The organism is Arthrobacter alpinus (assembly GCF_900105965.1).
In the GTDB taxonomy this organism is placed as follows: Bacteria; Actinomycetota; Actinomycetes; order Actinomycetales; family Micrococcaceae; genus Specibacter; species Specibacter alpinus.
In genome coordinates this window covers 3,563,293-3,579,316 of record NZ_FNTV01000001.1, presented here as the reverse complement: position 1 = coordinate 3,579,316, position 16,024 = coordinate 3,563,293, and the positions used below count along the sequence as shown (strand labels likewise).

Annotated in this window: 16 protein-coding genes; 4 read left to right on the top strand and 12 right to left on the bottom strand. The window is 61.7% G+C overall.

Features of this window, described 5'->3' with window-relative positions:
* Positions 1-44 precede the first annotated feature (44 nt).
* From BLV41_RS16335 to BLV41_RS16280, 12 genes are all read right to left on the bottom strand, one after another.
* Positions 45-971 (bottom strand): Rossmann-like and DUF2520 domain-containing protein, encoded by a 927-nt coding sequence (locus BLV41_RS16335; protein ID WP_239437168.1) that lies wholly within the window; start codon positions 969-971, stop codon positions 45-47.
* Positions 961-2,487, bottom strand: coding sequence for a PH domain-containing protein (locus BLV41_RS16330; protein WP_074712508.1), 1,527 nt, complete (start codon positions 2,485-2,487; stop codon positions 961-963). Before BLV41_RS16330 ends, BLV41_RS16335 begins: the two co-directional genes overlap by 11 nt.
* Entirely contained in the window at positions 2,484-3,005 is a 522-nt protein-coding gene (locus tag BLV41_RS16325) for a PH domain-containing protein (protein WP_244516947.1), read from the bottom strand. Before BLV41_RS16325 ends, BLV41_RS16330 begins: the two co-directional genes overlap by 4 nt.
* Positions 2,998-3,513, bottom strand: coding sequence for a DUF3180 domain-containing protein (locus BLV41_RS16320; RefSeq protein WP_244516946.1), 516 nt, complete (start codon positions 3,511-3,513; stop codon positions 2,998-3,000). The genes BLV41_RS16325 and BLV41_RS16320 overlap by 8 nt, the downstream gene beginning before the upstream one ends.
* Positions 3,514-3,643: 130 nt before the next feature.
* Positions 3,644-4,183 carry a 2-amino-4-hydroxy-6-hydroxymethyldihydropteridine diphosphokinase gene (gene folK, locus BLV41_RS16315; RefSeq protein ID WP_074712502.1) on the bottom strand — a complete coding sequence of 180 codons (540 nt, stop codon included), beginning with the start codon at positions 4,181-4,183 and terminating at the stop codon, positions 3,644-3,646.
* Entirely contained in the window at positions 4,180-4,590 is a 411-nt protein-coding gene (gene folB, locus BLV41_RS16310) for a dihydroneopterin aldolase (protein ID WP_244516945.1), read from the bottom strand. The genes folK and folB overlap by 4 nt, the downstream gene beginning before the upstream one ends.
* Positions 4,587-5,546 (bottom strand): dihydropteroate synthase, encoded by a 960-nt coding sequence (gene folP / locus BLV41_RS16305; RefSeq protein ID WP_044579768.1) that lies wholly within the window; start codon positions 5,544-5,546, stop codon positions 4,587-4,589. Before folP ends, folB begins: the two co-directional genes overlap by 4 nt.
* 11 nt (positions 5,547-5,557) lie before the next feature.
* Positions 5,558-6,139 (bottom strand): GTP cyclohydrolase I FolE, encoded by a 582-nt coding sequence (folE, locus tag BLV41_RS16300; protein WP_239437600.1) that lies wholly within the window; start codon positions 6,137-6,139, stop codon positions 5,558-5,560.
* Positions 6,140-6,216: 77 nt separating this feature from the next.
* Positions 6,217-8,223: an ATP-dependent zinc metalloprotease FtsH gene (gene ftsH, locus BLV41_RS16295; RefSeq protein ID WP_083360836.1), complete on the bottom strand. Its 2,007-nt coding sequence runs from the start codon at positions 8,221-8,223 to the stop codon at positions 6,217-6,219.
* Between the two features lie 266 nt (positions 8,224-8,489).
* Positions 8,490-9,041: a hypoxanthine phosphoribosyltransferase gene (hpt, locus tag BLV41_RS16290; RefSeq protein ID WP_044579762.1), complete on the bottom strand. Its 552-nt coding sequence runs from the start codon at positions 9,039-9,041 to the stop codon at positions 8,490-8,492.
* 53 nt (positions 9,042-9,094) lie between these two features.
* Positions 9,095-10,150: a tRNA lysidine(34) synthetase TilS gene (gene tilS, locus BLV41_RS16285; RefSeq protein WP_083360984.1), complete on the bottom strand. Its 1,056-nt coding sequence runs from the start codon at positions 10,148-10,150 to the stop codon at positions 9,095-9,097.
* A 78-nt stretch (positions 10,151-10,228) separates the two neighbouring features.
* Positions 10,229-11,377, bottom strand: a complete 1,149-nt coding sequence (locus tag BLV41_RS16280) for a zinc-dependent metalloprotease (protein ID WP_139244349.1) — start codon at positions 11,375-11,377, stop codon at positions 10,229-10,231.
* 173 nt (positions 11,378-11,550) lie between these two features.
* On the opposite strand from BLV41_RS16280, the gene BLV41_RS16275 reads away from it, so the two are divergent.
* The 4 genes from BLV41_RS16275 (at position 11,551) to BLV41_RS16260 (ending at position 16,009) form a co-directional block, all read left to right on the top strand.
* Entirely contained in the window at positions 11,551-12,294 is a 744-nt protein-coding gene (locus BLV41_RS16275) for a response regulator transcription factor (RefSeq protein WP_074713390.1), read from the top strand.
* A complete protein-coding gene (locus tag BLV41_RS16270) occupies positions 12,294-13,799 on the top strand; it encodes a sensor histidine kinase (RefSeq protein ID WP_244516944.1) in 1,506 nt (501 codons plus the stop codon). Before BLV41_RS16275 ends, BLV41_RS16270 begins: the two co-directional genes overlap by 1 nt.
* 77 nt (positions 13,800-13,876) lie before the next feature.
* The gene (locus tag BLV41_RS16265) at positions 13,877-14,893 is read left to right on the top strand and encodes a phosphodiester glycosidase family protein (protein WP_074712497.1); all 1,017 of its coding nucleotides are present in this window, start codon (positions 13,877-13,879) and stop codon (positions 14,891-14,893) included.
* Between the two features lie 6 nt (positions 14,894-14,899).
* Positions 14,900-16,009: a bifunctional glycosyltransferase family 2/GtrA family protein gene (locus tag BLV41_RS16260; protein ID WP_074712496.1), complete on the top strand. Its 1,110-nt coding sequence runs from the start codon at positions 14,900-14,902 to the stop codon at positions 16,007-16,009.
* Positions 16,010-16,024: the final 15 nt, after the last annotated feature.

The window sequence follows — 16,024 nt, the reverse complement described above, 5'->3', positions numbered from 1 at the left end:
GCCCGCGATACAGCCGGCAGGCCGTCACTTGGCCAGTTAATATCTTAAGCGGCCGGGGACCCGGTGGCGGGTCCGGCGTCGTCCGCAGTCAACGCGGCCTGCACTCCAAGATACGCCTCCGCGGAGAGCAGCCTGCGCCGGGCGGCCCTTGCTGCGGTTGCACCTGCCATGGCCAGATAAGCCTCAAGGACATCCCCGGATCCGGTATCCAGGGCGTGCTCGCGCAAGGCCGCCGAGTGGGCGGCCACGGTGCCAATGTCGCCGCGCGCAACCGGGCCGGTCAGCGCGGATTCACCGGATGCCAGCGCATTTTCCAGTGAGGCACGCAGCAGCGGGCCAAGCAGCTGGCTCGGCGATTCAACGCCAATGTCGCCCAGAATCTGTGCCGCCTGGGCCACCAGCGTGACCATGTGATTTGCCGAATGGGCCAGCGCCGCGTGGTAAAGAACACGGTCTGCCTCGGCGATGACCACCGGTTCCGCACCCATTTCAACCACCAAGGCTTGAGCGATGGGGAGCATGGCGGGATCGGCCGTGATACCAAAATTGCAGTCGGTGAGCCGGGCCAAATCCAGGCTCATCCCGGTGAACGTCATGGCCGGGTGCAAAGCCAGCGGGATGCCACCGGCCGCCTTCACGGAGGCCAGGACGCCCACACCGAAACGCCCCGAGGTGTGTGCCACCAACTGGCCCACCTGCCACGCCCCCATGGCTCCAAGACCAGCCACAAGTTCGGGAAGGACATCGTCCGGAACGGCGAGCAGGACAAGCTCCGCCCGCTCAACAATCTGCGCAACCTCCAGCACCGGGACGCCCGGAAGAAGCATCTCGGCGCGCTCCTTGGAGGCTTCCGAAACCGCTGAAACCCCGACGACGGCGTGCCCGGCACCGCGCAGGGCAGCACCTAAAACGGCGCCAACCTTGCCTGCCCCAATGATTCCAATACCTAGACGGCCAGGCTTAATAGCCACGTTCATGCTCCTCGGTGCGCAAGTGTTGTTCTGTGTCCTCAGGTGCCGCAACAGGATCGACAGCCTCGACCATCGGAGTTGCGAGCCACTTTTCGTTCCGGTGGATGCGCCGGGCCGTGGCTGCACGGGCGGCCTGCTCGTCAAAAAGTTGCAGCCCGTTGGCCAGGGACATGTGGTGCACCAAAGGGCGGATGGGCCCCGCCGTTGAATGCAGCTCAAAGTCCACCAGTCCAAGGGCGGCCATCAGCGGGCCCTGGCGCAGCCCCAGCGATTGGGTCCGTTCATGCGGCACCACCTGCAGGCTGCGGAAGATCACGCCGCGTCGGCAGAGCAAGGCGGTCTCGGTGGCCCGGAAGGCGTTGCGTCGCCAGGACAGCGGATCGATCCAGCGGGCGGAGCGTGGCGAGTGGACGAAACCGTTGGCATCCCCGGGGCCACGCAGACCGGCACCAAACACCTCGAAGGGGCTGTCCACGCCCGGATCCGGAAAGATCAGACCCAGCACGGCCATGACTTCATCCAGGGTCCCCACCGGCAGCAGTACCGTCCTGGAGCCATGGTCAGAAGGGTCTGTGCCGTAGCCCGCCACGTTCACATGCACCCGGTACCAACCGAAAAGCCGCCAGAGGGGTCCTTGGGTGATGCCAACGGCCTGAACGCGGCCTGGCGGAATCGTTTGCGAACGAGTCTCCAAGAGGCCGTAGTGCAGGCGCACGCCGTCGGGCGAAAGAGCCACCCGGAAATTGAACTCGCCCGTGATGTTCTTCCAATACGCGGCACCAATACCGATGAACAGGGGCACCGCACCAACCAAAATACCGGGTTCCCCGCTCCAGGCAACGGCCACGACGGCCGCCACGATGACGCACACCGCCACAATAGTTGTGCTGCCGAAGAGGGCCGCGCCAATGATCCGGCCCGGCTTCAATGCCAGCACGAGCGTCTCGGGGGCCTCCTGCACTTGCCCCGGCGCTTCCGGATCGAGCGCCACACCGGCGGCTCGGGCAAGAATGGCCGCCCGGAGCCGCTTGGCCTCGGCAAGTTTGAGGAAGGAAAGCTTCATGGCCGACTTCCCGCCGTCGGCCACCTCAAACTTCAGCTCGGCCAGCCCAAAGGCGCGCGCCACAAGCGGCTGCACAACATCGATGGCCTGCACCCTATCGATCCGTGCGCGCCGCTGCTGGCGGAACACCACCCCGGAGTTGATGTGCACATGCTCATCTGTGACCTGGTAGCGCGTGAAACGCCACGATAGGAAGAAGGCCGCACCAAAAATGACGATCGCGCCTCCCACTATGGCGGCGATGAACAGCGCAGGTGTGCCACCGGTAAGCGAATCCCCGCCGTCCCAGCCCTTTGTAAAAACGGACTCCAGGGAGTTTCGTCCAAAAATGAAAATGACCGCAACAACCGCAACCCAGCCCCGGACCAGCGGCGAAACGGGGTGTACCCGGTGCCATGATTGTGCATCGTCGGTGGTGAAGGGTTGCTCACCGTCAAGAAGATTCTCGCTCACAAGCCGGCCAATTTCGCCTCACCACGGGCCGAGAGCTGTTCACGCAGTCGCGCCGCCTCCGCCGCGGGCAGGCCGTTGATCACGGCGTTGGTTCCGGGCGAGGCCGTGTGCAGGTGGATTGTGCTCAGCCCGAGCATGCGTTCCAGCGGTCCCATCGTGACATCCACATACTGCATGCGTCCATACGGGACAACCATGACCCGGTGGAACATGATGCCGCCGCGGATCAGCAGGTCCTCATTGCGTTCGGCATAGCCAATGGCGCGCACTTGCCGTGGAATAAGGATCATTTCCCACACCGCAACAAGGATCACTACGGCCGGGGCCGCCCATGCGAGCCATGTGGGGTAGCCACTCCAGACCCCTGTCAGCTTCAGGACAAGGGGAAGGGTGGTGATGGCCAGTAAGATCAAGGCGCCGATGCCGCCGGAGATGAACCGCGCCGTGATGAGTCTCCCGGAAACGCCCAGAAAGGTGACGTCGGCGGGGTCGATCGCACTGATGTGTTGCTTAGGCAAATTCTTCCTCCCCATGGCTTTCGCGTTTGGGCCGTGGTTTGGGGGTTGGCTCGCTGTCTTCCGGCGGCAGCTTGCAGAAACGTTCGACGGCGATTCCCACGGCCACCATGACAACCCCGCCTGACAGCAGCGCCACGATCTGCCAAATGACACCGAGGTCCGCCCGCAAGGCAATGGTGGGCAGCTGGTCCAGGAGGATGCCGGCGTGCCAGCCGAACAGCATGGCTCCCGCGTAGGCGCAGGCCTGGGCAAGCACGAGTGTGCGTGCGGCCAGCAGCGGGTCCAGGACCCTGTCACGGTTGCCGTCACGCCAGCGGCGGACCTTCAAGCCTAGAATCAGGCACACCACGGCGATCAAGCCCATGGTCACCAGAGAGCTCAACGGCAAGACCGGTAGGGCCAAGCTGGCCCGGGAGGTCAGCTCGGTGACAACCCAGCCAATGACTGCCGCAGAAATGGCCACGGCCAGCAGCCATGTGGGCCTGATGGTCCGCATTGTGCTTCTCATGATTGCCTCATCGATTCGCGTTGGAACTACACATTTAACCGTACTGGTTTTTTGCCGCTTTGGACTTCTTTGCGGCCCTTTGATCTTGTAGCTGCCAGCCATTGGGCCGTACTGCTACGCGGCGATGCCGTTATTGGGCTGTGCTTGGTGAGTCCTGAGCCAGCAGGCCGTCCTGGGCATGGGCAATACCTGCCATATCCGGGGCAACGGCCGCCAATTCCGCTACGGGCACCCCGGCCAAGGTGGCATTCGGGTCCATGAGCGACCACGGGTAGAGAACAAAGGCCCGTCCGGCGGCACGCGGGTGCGGCAGCGTCAGGACCGGATCATCGCTGAGAACTTCACCGTAGATGATGATGTCAACGTCCAGTGTGCGGGCACCCCAGCGCACTTCCCGAGTCCGGTGATGGGCCAGCTCCACGGCCTGGCAGTGCGCCAGAAGTTCTTCCGGAGTCAGGCTCGTGTCCACGGCAATAACCATGTTCAGGAAGTCGGGCTGGCCAACGGGCCCGCCCACAGCCTTGGTCGTGACCACTGGCGAGACGTTGAGCAGCCGCACCTCGGGCCGGTCCACAAGATCGGCCACGGCACTTTGCAGCGTGCCCTTTCGTTCGCCAAGGTTGCTGCCCAAGGCCAAAATGGCCTTGGTCAGCGGCCGGACGGTGCTCATGCCAGCTCTGTTCCGGTGCGTGAGCGGAATACCGTGATGCTGACATCGCCGAAGGGCACCTGGATGGGGGCTTTCGGCTTGTGTACGGTGATCTCCACGGCATTGACCACTGGGAAGTCGGCCAAGATCTTCTCAGCCATGCGAACGCTGAGAGTTTCAATCAAATCGAAAGCCTCCCCGGTCACCAGGGCAACAATGGTCTCCGCAACGGCTCCATAGTCGGCCGTTTTGCTCAGGTCATCCGTTTGCGCCGCAGCCGAGACATCCATGTGCAGGACTGCGTCGGTGATGAACGGCTGGCCGTCGCGCTTCTCATGCTCAAAAACACCGTGGTAGCCGATGGCCGTCACGCTGGAGAGCTTGATCAAATCGCTGTGTGCCACCGCAGTTGTGGCCGGAGGCGTCACTCGCCACCAACCTGCGTGGCAGCCAGCAGCCGGGCGTCGCGGGCGCGCTTGCCAGCCACCAGCTTGGCGGCGACCTTTGCAGCGTCAAGGCTCGCTCCGACGTCGTGCACGCGAACGCCCCACACACCCTGGGCCGCGGAGATGGCGGTGGTTGCCGAGGTGGCGTCATCGCGTTCCTTGGGTGCGGCGGCCTTGCCGGCACTGGTCAGCAACGAGCCAAGGAAACGCTTGCGGGAGGTGCCCACCAGAATCTTGTTGCCCATCTCGGCCACTTGCTGAAGGTTGGCCAACAATTCCCAGTTTTGTTCCGCGGTCTTGGAGAAACCAATTCCTGGATCAAGGATCAGGTTTTCCTCCTTGACACCCGCAGCATAGAACTTGGCGCGAATTTCACCCAGTTCACGCACCACGTCCTCCACAACGTCGGTGTACTGGGTCAAGGAATCCATGGCCCGGGAGTTGCCGCGGCTGTGCATCAAAACGTATGGGACTCCACGCTCTGCAATAAGGGCAATCATGTCATCGTGAACGTGCGCTCCGGAGACGTCATTGATCAGCCCCGCACCGGCATCCAGTGCCAGGGCGGCCGTGGACGCGTGGCGCGTGTCAACACTGATCAAGGCGCCGGCCTTGGCCAAGGTGGAGATAACCGGCAGGATTCGGCGCTGCTCCTCGAGCTCGTCAACATCCACTGCGCCCGGGCGGGTTGATTCCCCGCCCACATCGATGATGTCCGCACCGCCATAAAACATGCGCAAACCATGCGCAATGGCAGTTTCGGTGGAGTTGTACTCGCCACCGTCGCTGAAGGAGTCCGGGGTGCAGTTCAAGATACCCATGACCACCGTGCGGTCCTTCGGCAGGGCGGCAAACGTTGCCACCGCGCGCCGTGCCCGTAGGACGGGCAAGGGTGAGGTGGCCGGGCCCGTACCGGGGGCGGCTGCGAGAGAATCCATGGTTTGTAAAGTTACCTTCCGAGAATCAGGCTCATGGCTTCGGCCCGGGTTGCGGGCTCATGAAGCAGACCACGAACAGCACTGGTGACTGTCTTGGCCCCTGGTTTACGCACGCCACGCATGGACATGCACATGTGTTCACACTCAACGACAACTATGGCGCCGCGAGGTTTCAGATGCTCAATCAAGGCATCTGCGATCTGGGTGGTGAGCCGTTCCTGGACCTGCGGGCGCTTGGCGTAAATATCAACCAGGCGTGCGAGCTTGCTCAGGCCGGTAACGCGCCCATCCAACGCCGGGATGTAGCCCACGTGTGCGCTGCCATGGAACGGGACCAGGTGGTGTTCGCACGTTGAGTAGAAGGGAATGTCCTTGACGAGGACCATCTCCTCGTGCGCAATGTCAAAGGTTACCCCCAGGACCTCGGCCGGATCCTGGTGCAGGCCGGCAAAAACTTCGCCATAGGCCTTGGCAACACGTTTGGGGGTCTCAAGGAGTCCGCTGCGCTCAGGGTCTTCGCCGATGGCCAGCAGGATTTCCCGGACGGCCGCCTCAATGCGCGGCAGGTCAACCTGGAATTCGTCACCCGGCAGGGCGGCGCCTGAGGCACCGCCCTGCGTGGGGTCGTGTTCGTCGTCGTAATAAGTCACGGATGTGATCCTATCTTCGATTACGGTTGGCCGGGCAGTTCCGGCGCGTCATCCTTCGTCAAGTCCAGTGCTGGCGCCGCTGCAGATTCGATGGCGGCCGCGGCCTCACGCCGTTCCTTGTCGGTGATGACAGGGGGCAGATCCGAGACGGGGCGGGTGTCCTTGGAGAGCCAGACCTTGCGCTCGGCCGGCTTGCGAAGATCCGTGAAGATCGTTGCGATTTCGGCTTGGTTCAGGGTTTCGCGCTCCAACAGTTCCAGGGCGAGCCGGTCAAGGATGTCGCGGTTGGCGATCAGGGCCTCGTAAGCGTCATCGTGGGCCTGGTCGATCAGCTTGCGGACTTCCGAATCCACAATCCCGGCAACAGATTCCGAGTAGTCACGTTCGTGACCTCCGCCGCCACCAACGAACGGCTCGCCCGCGGCGGCACCCAACTTCACGGCACCGATCCGCTCGCTCATACCGTACTGGGTGACCATGGCGCGGGCCGTAGCCGTTGCCTTTTCAATGTCATTCGAGGCACCGGTTGAGGGATCGTGGAACACGATTTCCTCGGCTACGCGGCCACCCATCGCGTAAGCCATCTGGTCCAGCAGCTCATTGCGGGTGATCGAGTACTTGTCATCCTCAGGAACCACCATGGTGTAGCCCAGTGCACGGCCGCGAGGCAGGATGGTGATCTTCGTAACCGGGGCCGTGTTGTGCATGGCTGCGGCCACCAAGGCGTGACCACCCTCGTGGTACGCGGTGATCTTGCGTTCCATTTCCTTCATGACGCGGGTGCGCTTCTGCGGTCCGGCCATAACGCGGTCAATGGACTCGTCCAGGGCTCGGTCATCGATGAGCTGGGCGTTGGAGCGGGCGGTCAGCAAGGCCGCCTCGTTCAGGACGTTGGCCAGATCGGCACCCGTGTAACCGGGGGTCTTCTTGGCAACGGCGTTCAGATCCACGCCGGGAGCCATGGGCTTGCCCTTGGAGTGAACCCTCAGGATCTGTTCGCGGCCCAAACGGTCGGGTGCTTCAACAGGGATCTGGCGGTCAAAGCGGCCCGGGCGCAGCAGGGCGGGGTCCAGGACGTCGGGACGGTTGGTTGCGGCAATCAAGATGACGTTGGTCTTGACGTCGAAGCCATCCATTTCCACGAGCAGCTGGTTGAGGGTCTGCTCACGTTCATCGTTACCGCCGCCAATGCCGGCACCGCGGTGGCGGCCAACGGCGTCGATCTCGTCAACAAAGATGATGGCCGGGGAATTCGCCTTGGCCTGTTCGAAGAGGTCGCGGACACGCGAAGCACCCACACCCACAAACATTTCAACGAAGTCAGAACCGGAGATGGAGTAGAACGGTACGCCAGCTTCACCGGCGACGGCGCGGGCCAACAGGGTCTTACCCGTTCCGGGAGGGCCATACAGCAGCACGCCCTTGGGGATCTTGGCGCCAACGGCGGTGAACTTGGCGGGGTTCTGCAGGAAGTCCTTGATTTCGTGGAGTTCTTCCACAGCCTCATCGGCACCTGCCACGTCGCTGAACGTGACCTGCGGGTGGTCCTTGGTGAGCAGCTTGGCCTTGGACTTGCCAAATTGCATGACCTTGGAGCCGCCACCTTGCATGCGGGAGAACAGGAACCAGAAGATCAGGCCAATAAGGACGAACGGGATCAGCAGCGAGAGCATGCTGGACCAGAAGTTATTGGATGCCGGCTGGTCATCGAATTTTTCCAGGTTGGCGTCGTCAATGGCATCAACCATGGTTGTTGCGCGGTAGCCACCGTAGTAGAACTGCACGTTCTTGCCGGCCTTGCGACCCTCGGCAGTTGTGTAGTCATCCTTGAGGATCAAATCCACCCGGCCCTCGGAGCCAAAGACCTTCGCTGAGGCAACTTTGTCGCTCTTGAGCAGGTCCAGTGCCTCGGAGGTGCCAATGCGGCTGGTCCCGGTGCCGGTCAATGTGAACAGGCCGGCTCCAATGAGCACAACCACCACAACGATCCAGACAAACGGACCTTTGAAGAGTTTCTTGACTTTCATGTGTTCGAGGCTAGGCCTCGTCCCTCCTGCTCAACCAATTCATACCTGTAGCGGACGCGGCGACACGTTCCCATGTAATAGCTTTACACCGTTCGCCTTTTTACACGTATGGCAATGCCCAATAGTTCCCTGAGGGCATAACGTTTTTACCTCTTTGGTCTAATTTTCACCCAAAAGTGACACCGCGTGGCATGCGAGGGTGCCTGAAACGCAAAAACGCCCGCCTCCCCGAAGTAAACCGGGGAAACGGGCGTTACAAACGAGGCCTACTCGTAAATGTGCGGCGCCAGGGTGCCGATGAAGTCCAGGTTGCGGTACTTCTCAGCGAAGTCCAGGCCGTAACCAACAACGAATTCGTTGGGGATCTCGTAGCCCACGTACTTGACGTCGATCTCGACCTTGGCGGCGTCAGGCTTGCGCAGCAGGGTGCAGATCTCAACCGAGGCCGGGCCACGCGACATCAGGTTGGCGCGCAACCATGACAGGGTCAGGCCGGAATCGATGATGTCCTCGACGATGAGCACGTGCTTGCCCATGAGGTCCGTTTCCAGGTCCTTGAGGATCCGAACAACGCCCGAGGACTGTGTGCCGGAGCCGTAGGAGGAAACTGCCATCCAGTCCATGGTGACGTGGCTGTGCAGCGCCCGGGACAGGTCGGCCATGACCATGACAGCACCCTTGAGGACACCGACCAGGAGGACATCGCGGTCCTGGTAGTCAGCATCAATCTGTGCGGCCAGTTCGGCGACGCGGGTTTGGATTTGTTCCTTGGTATAAAGAACGTGCTTAAGATCGGCTTGGACGTCTTGTGAATCCACCAATGACTCCTGATTGTGAAGGTTTTGGTACTGGTTTTAGTACAAATGGGCGCTTACCTGCTGCGTCTAAGAACTAGCTTCCCATAGCCGGGGCCCTCGTGGGGAACAGCCTGGTTTCGTGAGATTCGCCAGGCACTGACTTTTCCGGCCAGTTGCACCGGTCCTGCGGAGCCCTTGCGCTCGAGCAGCTTTTCGGCAGAACCCAACCGTTCCAGGCTTGGTTGCACTCCCCCAAGTTCGACGACGGCCAGCGCCAACACTCTCATCCGCAAGGCCGGAGCCAGTCCCCTGAGGCCGTCTTCGGACAGGGCAATTTCCTGCGTGCCGCCAGTTATTTCGCCATTTCCCGCGTCATTTCCACCCTCCGACGCCGGGGTGCGGACAGCCAGCTTGAGGTACTCGGCATCCGCCAACTCGTCCAAATAATCTGCATCATGCCCCAGAATATTCGCTGACCTTGCCAAGGATTCGGCGATCCCGGGGCCCAGTTCGGAACCCAGATAGGGGATGACGTTGTTCCTGACCCGGACCCGCAGATAGGCCGGGTCCTGGTTCGCTGGATCATGCCAAGGGGCCAAGGCGAGTGCGTCACATATGGCCAATGTCTCATGGCGGCGCAGGGCAAGGAAGGGGCGCAGATACATTCCACGACGTTCACGCATTCCGGCCAGTGAACGGGTGCCCGAACCGCGGGCCAAGCCCAAAAGCACGGACTCGGCCTGGTCATCCAGGGTGTGTCCCAGGAGGACATATTTGGCCCCGGATTCCAGCGCCGCCTCCTCAAGTGCGCCAAAGCGGGCGGCGCGGGCCGCCGCTTCCGGACCAACGCCGTCGTGCTGCAGATCAACGGTGCGCACCAGAACCGGGTCAAGACCGAGCCCCCGCAACTGGGCCGCGGTTGCCTGGGCTATGTCGGCGCTTCCATCCTGCATCTGGTGGTCAACCACCACGGCACCCACACGAACTTCGCCGCGGGTGGCGAAGAAGGCGCAGACAGCTGCCAGCGCCAGCGAGTCAGGGCCGCCGCTGCACCCAACCAGGATCAGCGGAGGGTTCTCAACGGGGCGGTTCTTGCCGGTGGTTTTCAGGCCGAGAAGCTCGCCCACCATGGCTCTCGCCTTGCCAACGGTGGGGTCCAGGCGGCCGCGGGCACGGCGGTGTTCCGGAGGTGTGAACGTGGATTCCAACTAGAGGCCCATCCGTTCAATCCAAAGCCGGGCGTTGTGAATTTCCGGTTCCGTGGGCAGATTTTCTGCCTGCGTCCAGACATTGTTGAAGCCGTCCATGCCGGACACGGCAACAACGTCACGCACAAATTTTGCGCCGTCGCTGTACTGGCGCATTTTCGCGTCCAAACCGATGAGGTTGCGGATGAACTTTTCAATCACGCCGCGGTCCTTGCCCCTGCCGTTGAAACGCTGGCGGATGGTGCGAACGGTGGGCACGATCCGCTGATCCACCCCGTCCATGACGACGTTGGCGTGGCCTTCAAGCAGGCTCATGACGGCCGTCAGATGGGACAGCGCAGCTTTCTGCTCGGGATTTTGCAGGAGGTCCAAGACCCCGCCGCGACTGGGATCCTGTACATCACTGCCTGATGTGCCCTTCTTGGCGCCCAAGGACTTTGCTGACGCCAGAAGCCGTTCGCCAAATTTTTCCGAGTCACCCACCAGGAGTTCACCGAGCTTCTCAATCTCGCTGAGCATGTGGTGGCGCAGCCACGGCGCGGCAGCAAATTGCACGCGGTGGGTCTGTTCGTGCAGGCACACCCAGAGCCGGAAATCGGCCGGGTCAACCTTGAGTTCACGCTCCACCGTGATGATGTTGGGCGCCACCAGTAGCAAGCGACCGCCGGAAGCCTGCTGCGCAGCCGAACTCGACGGCGCCAGGGCGGCAAAGGGATCGTACTGGCCCAAAACCTTGCTGGACATGAAAGCCAATACGCCACCTAGCTGGGCGCCCGTGACTGTGGCGCTGAGCGCGTTGCTGTTGGACGCTCCGCTCTGGGTGGTATTGGCCTGTTTGGCCGCAATCGCCCGCAATACCGGGTCCATCATGACGGCGAAGCTTTGGGTGTTGGCCTTGGCCCAGGAGGCCCTGTCCACGACCAGCACTTCGGAATCGCGTAGATCCTTGGCTGCCTCGAGCCGGCTGATTTCATGAACGTGAGGAACGGACGTCTCCGCCATGAGCCTGAGGTTGTCCACGGCCGCGGCAATCTCCGCACCCTTCAGCGCAGGACCGGCGGGTGTTAAGTTCGCGGCTGTCTTGGCGGCAAGGTCCCAATTGATCATGCTGGGCAGCGGCGCGGAAGTAGTTTTGCTCTGCGGAGTCATAAATACCATCAGACCATAGATGTCTGGGCGCTTGCCGCGAGTTCACAGCTCCGGCACAGGATGGGACTAGATCTGCCCTAGAAACGCCGGTCACACTTGAAATAAAGCCATTACTGTTGGAACCACCAGATGCGGGCCGCGCCAGGGCCAGCCTTCACGAAAGACACATGTTCATGACGCAGACCCCGCGAATCTCATTCACCGACCTGCCGCCGCTGTCCCACCCGGATGGCAGCCCCATCCGCGCCCTGGTAGTTGACGATGAAGCGAGCCTGACGGAACTGATCAGCATGGGCCTGCGCATGGCCGGTTGGGAAGTTGCCACTGCGGGCGACGGCGCCGAGGCCCTCCGCACGGCCCGCACCTTCCGCCCCGACGTGCTGGTTCTTGATGTCATGATGCCCGGCATGGATGGCATCGAGGCACTGGGAAAGATCCGTGAGTTCGCCACGGACATCCCGGCACTTTTCCTGACAGCGCGCGACGGCGTCCACGACCGCATTGCGGGGCTGGCGGCCGGTGGTGATGACTACGTCACCAAACCGTTCAGCATGGAGGAAGTCATGCTGCGCCTGCACCGCCTGGTGCAGCGCTCCGGCATTGCTTCCTCCGACAACGCCGAGATTGTGGTGGGCGATTTGGTGCTGAACTTCGACACCCGTGAGGTCACCCGCGGCGGCGAAGACATTGACCTGACCGCCACCCAGTGGGAACTGTTGCGCTACCTTATGGAAAACGCACGACGGGTGGTCAGCAAGCCCCAAATCTTGGATCAGGTGTGGCACTACGATTTTGGTGGCCAGGCCAACATTGTGGAGCTTTACATTTCTTATCTGCGCAAGAAGATCGATGCCGGACGCGCCCCTATGATTCACACCGTGCGTGGCGTTGGCTACGTACTCAAGCCGGCTAAATAGTGGCTATTTCCGCGAGCGCCGGGGCGCGAAACCAGCGAACGCACAGGTTGCGCACCAAGTTGATCGTTGCCGTCCTGGCGTTGCTTGCCGCCATCTGTGCCACGATTGGAATCGTGAGCCATCTGGCCATGAACAACTACCTCACGGCACAAATCGACAGCAGCCTGCACGAATCCGCTGCACGCTCCGCCGGGCCCAAGGGCGGGCCGCAGGGATCCCCCACGGAGCCCAGCAGCGGAAATCCGCTTCCCACCGGGGCGCCCAATCCCTTGGACACCCGTGGACAGCGCCCGGGCACGCTGAGAGCGGTCTTCGCGCAGGGGACCCCGGGCACCGTCATCGATTCTTCTGTTGTTCAGGCGGACGGTTCTGCCGTGGCATTGACCACCGCGGATCTGGAACAGATTCAACATTTGGCACCCACCGGAGCGGCCACGGAATTGACCCTGTCCACCGGCAAGTACCGGCTCGCCGCCTCAACAACGTACATTCCTACGGATGGCAAACTCGTGGTGGGATTCCCGACCGCTGAGCGGGACTCAACGCTGAATTCACTCGCGTGGACAACCGTGGTCGTGTCAGTGGCTGGTCTGGCGTTGATTGGACTCGTAGGCACCCTCATTGTTAGGCGCTCCCTGCGCCCCTTGGATGAGCTTTCGGCGGTAGCAACGACGGTTGCCTCTTTGCCTTTGGACTCGGGCGAAGCCGCCATCAATGTGCGCATCCCGCCCATGGCTGCCGCCCCAGGCACCGAAATTGGGGATGTGGGAGTGGCCTTCAACAACATGCTGGACCACCTCACCCGCTCCTTTGCGGCCCGCCATGCCAGCGAAGTCAAGGTCCGCCAGTTCGTGGCCGATGCCAGCCATGAACTTCGCACCCCGCTGACATCCATCCGCGGCTACACGGAGCTTGTGCTGTTAAGTGAGAAGCTGACCCCGTCCGGATCCGCAGCCCTGCACCGGGTCGACAGTGAATCCCGGCGCATGTCCGCACTCGTGGAGGATCTGCTGCTCCTTGCCCGACTCGATGAGGGCCAGCGGGGAGAGCCGGAAACGGTTGACCTCACGGACCTACTGATGGAGACAACCCAGGACAGCAAAGTTGCCGCCCAGGATCACTCTTGGGCGCTGGCGCTCCCGGAGGAACCCGTCTTGGTCTTTGCCGTTGAGTCGGAACTGCGGCAAATCATCATCAACCTGCTCTCAAATGCCGCCAAGCACACGAAAGCAGGCACCCACATTCGGGTGAGCCTGGAAACTGCAAAGGGGCTGGCCACACTGTCCATTGAGGACAACGGGGAAGGCATCCCCCAAGAGTTCCTTGATCACATCTTCACGCGCTTCAGCCGGGCAGATGCCTCCCGGGCCAGTAGCCGGGGAAGCAACAGCTCGGGGCTTGGCCTAGCCATTGTTGACGCCCTGGCCCAAGCAAATCAAGGCACCATCACCGTGACCAGCATCCCCGGCCGGACGTGCTTCACGCTGCAGCTTCCAAGCCGGTAACAATCCGGTTTAGGCTCACAGCTTCAGCACAAGGTAGGGGACGCAAACGGCACAGGGTGCCTGCGTAAAAAAGAAGTATGAACACTTCTTCCCCTCCCACTGACCACGATTCACCGACCGCAGGCGCCGCCACCAAGAAGACGCCCACCCGGCGCGTTGTCCTCGGCGGGGCGCTCGGCCTCCTCCTCTCCGCCGGTGGCGCCACGGCCTGGGCCTTGGACCGGTTCGTCGTAGAACACGTTGAAATCAGCGACGTCGATGCCTACGAGGCCAGTGCTGCCGCGTCCCAATCCACCAGCACGGCGAGCGCCGCTGAAACCAGCGGCTCCGATGCCTCCGGCGTCGTAAGCGAGAAAGGCTTCACCTCGCAGGACGTCACGCTGGCCATTGAGCAGGTGACCGCCGGAAGCGGCGACGAGACGCTGAACTACTTCACAGCGAAGATTGATCTGCGCGACGCGACCGCGTTGAAGTCGGCGTTCGCGCAAAACAGCTTCGGGGAGAACATCACCGAAAACACCTCCGCAATTGCCCAGGACAAGGACGCCATCTTTGCCATAAACGGTGATTACTATGGCTTCCGCGACACCGGAATCGTGATTCGCAACGGTGTTGCCTACCGCGACGCCGGCGCCAGGGAGGGCCTCGCCTTCTACCGTGATGGAACTGTGGAGGTGTATGACGAGACGGCCACCGATGCCGCAACCCTCGTGGCCAACGGTGTGTGGAACACTCTCTCCTTCGGCCCATCACTCATTGAGAACGGCGCCGTCAAGGACGGCATAGACAGCATCGAAGTCGACACCAATTTTGGCAATCACTCCATTCAGGGGCTTCAGCCCCGAACAGCCATTGGTGTCCTCGGCACCAATCAGCTGGTGCTCGTGGTGGTGGATGGCCGCTCCACGGGGTACAGCGCGGGAGTCACGATCCCGGACTTGGCTCAGATCATGCTGGATCTGGGTGCCACCAGCGCGTACAACATCGACGGCGGCGGTTCCTCAACCATGTACTTCAACGGCGCACTGGTGAACAACCCGCTGGGCAAGAACCAGGAACGCGGCACCTCCGACATCCTCTACTTGGCGAGGTAGGCCGCGATGATTATTTTGATCCCGTCCTTTGAACCCGATGCAAAACTCCCAGAACTGATCCGGGAACTGAACGCTTCCGGAACCGGGGCAACCATAGTTGTTGTCAACGACGGTAGCGGCCCACGCTTTGAAGCTATTTATGAACAGGTGAAATTCCTTGGGGCCAGGGTCATTGGCTACCCCAACAATCATGGCAAGGGGCAGGCGCTCAAAACCGGCTTCAGCTATATCGCCGCCAACTTCCCCGGTCACGATGTGGTGTGTGCCGACAGCGATGGACAGCATTGTGTCGCAGACATCCTCAGTGTGGCCGGCGCGGTTGCGCCCAACAATGCGATTGTTCTCGGCGAACGCCACTTCAGCGGCCAAGTTCCGCTGCGCAGCAGCTTTGGCAATAGCGCCACCCGGTTCTTCTTTGCACTGGCCACCGGAACCTGGCTGCGAGACACCCAAACGGGCCTCCGCGGCTACCCCGCACACTTGCTGCCCTGGCTGCTGTCGGTGCGTGGAAACCGCTACGAATATGAGCTCAATGTGTTGCTGGAGGCCCGCTCACAGGGTTACACCTTGGAAAGCGTCAGCATCGCCACAATCTATATTGCCGAGAACGAGTCGTCCCATTTCCGCCCCCTGCGCGATTCCCTGAGGATCTACGCACCTCTCGTGAAATTCTCCATGTCATCCTTCATGGGTTTTTTAATCGATACCGTGGCTTTCCTGATTCTCATGGCCGTCACAGGGTCCCTGTGGTTGTCCGTCCTGGGCGCCAGAATCATAAGTTCCGGCGCTAATTTCGCTGTCAACCGGCACCTTGTTTTTCCCGAAGGACGTTCTGTCCCGCTCACACGGACGGCCGGGCGCTACTTTGCTCTCGTGGCGCTCCTGCTGGCTGCCAACTACGGCCTCTTGATCAGTTTCACAGAAGCCGGCCTGCCTGCGTTTCCGGCCAAAATTCTGACCGAGACAATCCTGTTTCTGCTTAGTTTCGCCGTGCAAAAACGGTTCCTTTTCCGCGATCGGACCACGGCTGCAGAAAAGAATTCGGCGCCATCGATGTATTCACAAGCCCAGCTGCCTGCCAGCACAGATTCAGCACAGCTTCACGCGGAAATCTAGTTATAGAACCCCTCT

Bases quoted from the DNA above. Each gene is read 5' to 3' on its own strand.
- BLV41_RS16265 (WP_074712497.1), top strand. From the start codon at position 13,877: ATGAACACTTCTTCCCCTCCCACTGACCACGATTCACCGACCGCAGGC.
- folK (WP_074712502.1), bottom strand. From the start codon at position 4,183: ATGAGCACCGTCCGGCCGCTGACCAAGGCCATTTTGGCCTTGGGCAGC.
- BLV41_RS16280 (WP_139244349.1), bottom strand. From the start codon at position 11,377: ATGACTCCGCAGAGCAAAACTACTTCCGCGCCGCTGCCCAGCATGATC.
- ftsH (WP_083360836.1), bottom strand. From the start codon at position 8,223: ATGAAAGTCAAGAAACTCTTCAAAGGTCCGTTTGTCTGGATCGTTGTG.
- BLV41_RS16260 (WP_074712496.1), top strand. From the start codon at position 14,900: ATGATTATTTTGATCCCGTCCTTTGAACCCGATGCAAAACTCCCAGAA.
- BLV41_RS16320 (WP_244516946.1), bottom strand. From the start codon at position 3,513: ATGAGAAGCACAATGCGGACCATCAGGCCCACATGGCTGCTGGCCGTG.
- folP (WP_044579768.1), bottom strand. From the start codon at position 5,546: ATGGATTCTCTCGCAGCCGCCCCCGGTACGGGCCCGGCCACCTCACCC.
- tilS (WP_083360984.1), bottom strand. From the start codon at position 10,150: ATGGTGGGCGAGCTTCTCGGCCTGAAAACCACCGGCAAGAACCGCCCC.
- BLV41_RS16275 (WP_074713390.1), top strand. From the start codon at position 11,551: ATGACGCAGACCCCGCGAATCTCATTCACCGACCTGCCGCCGCTGTCC.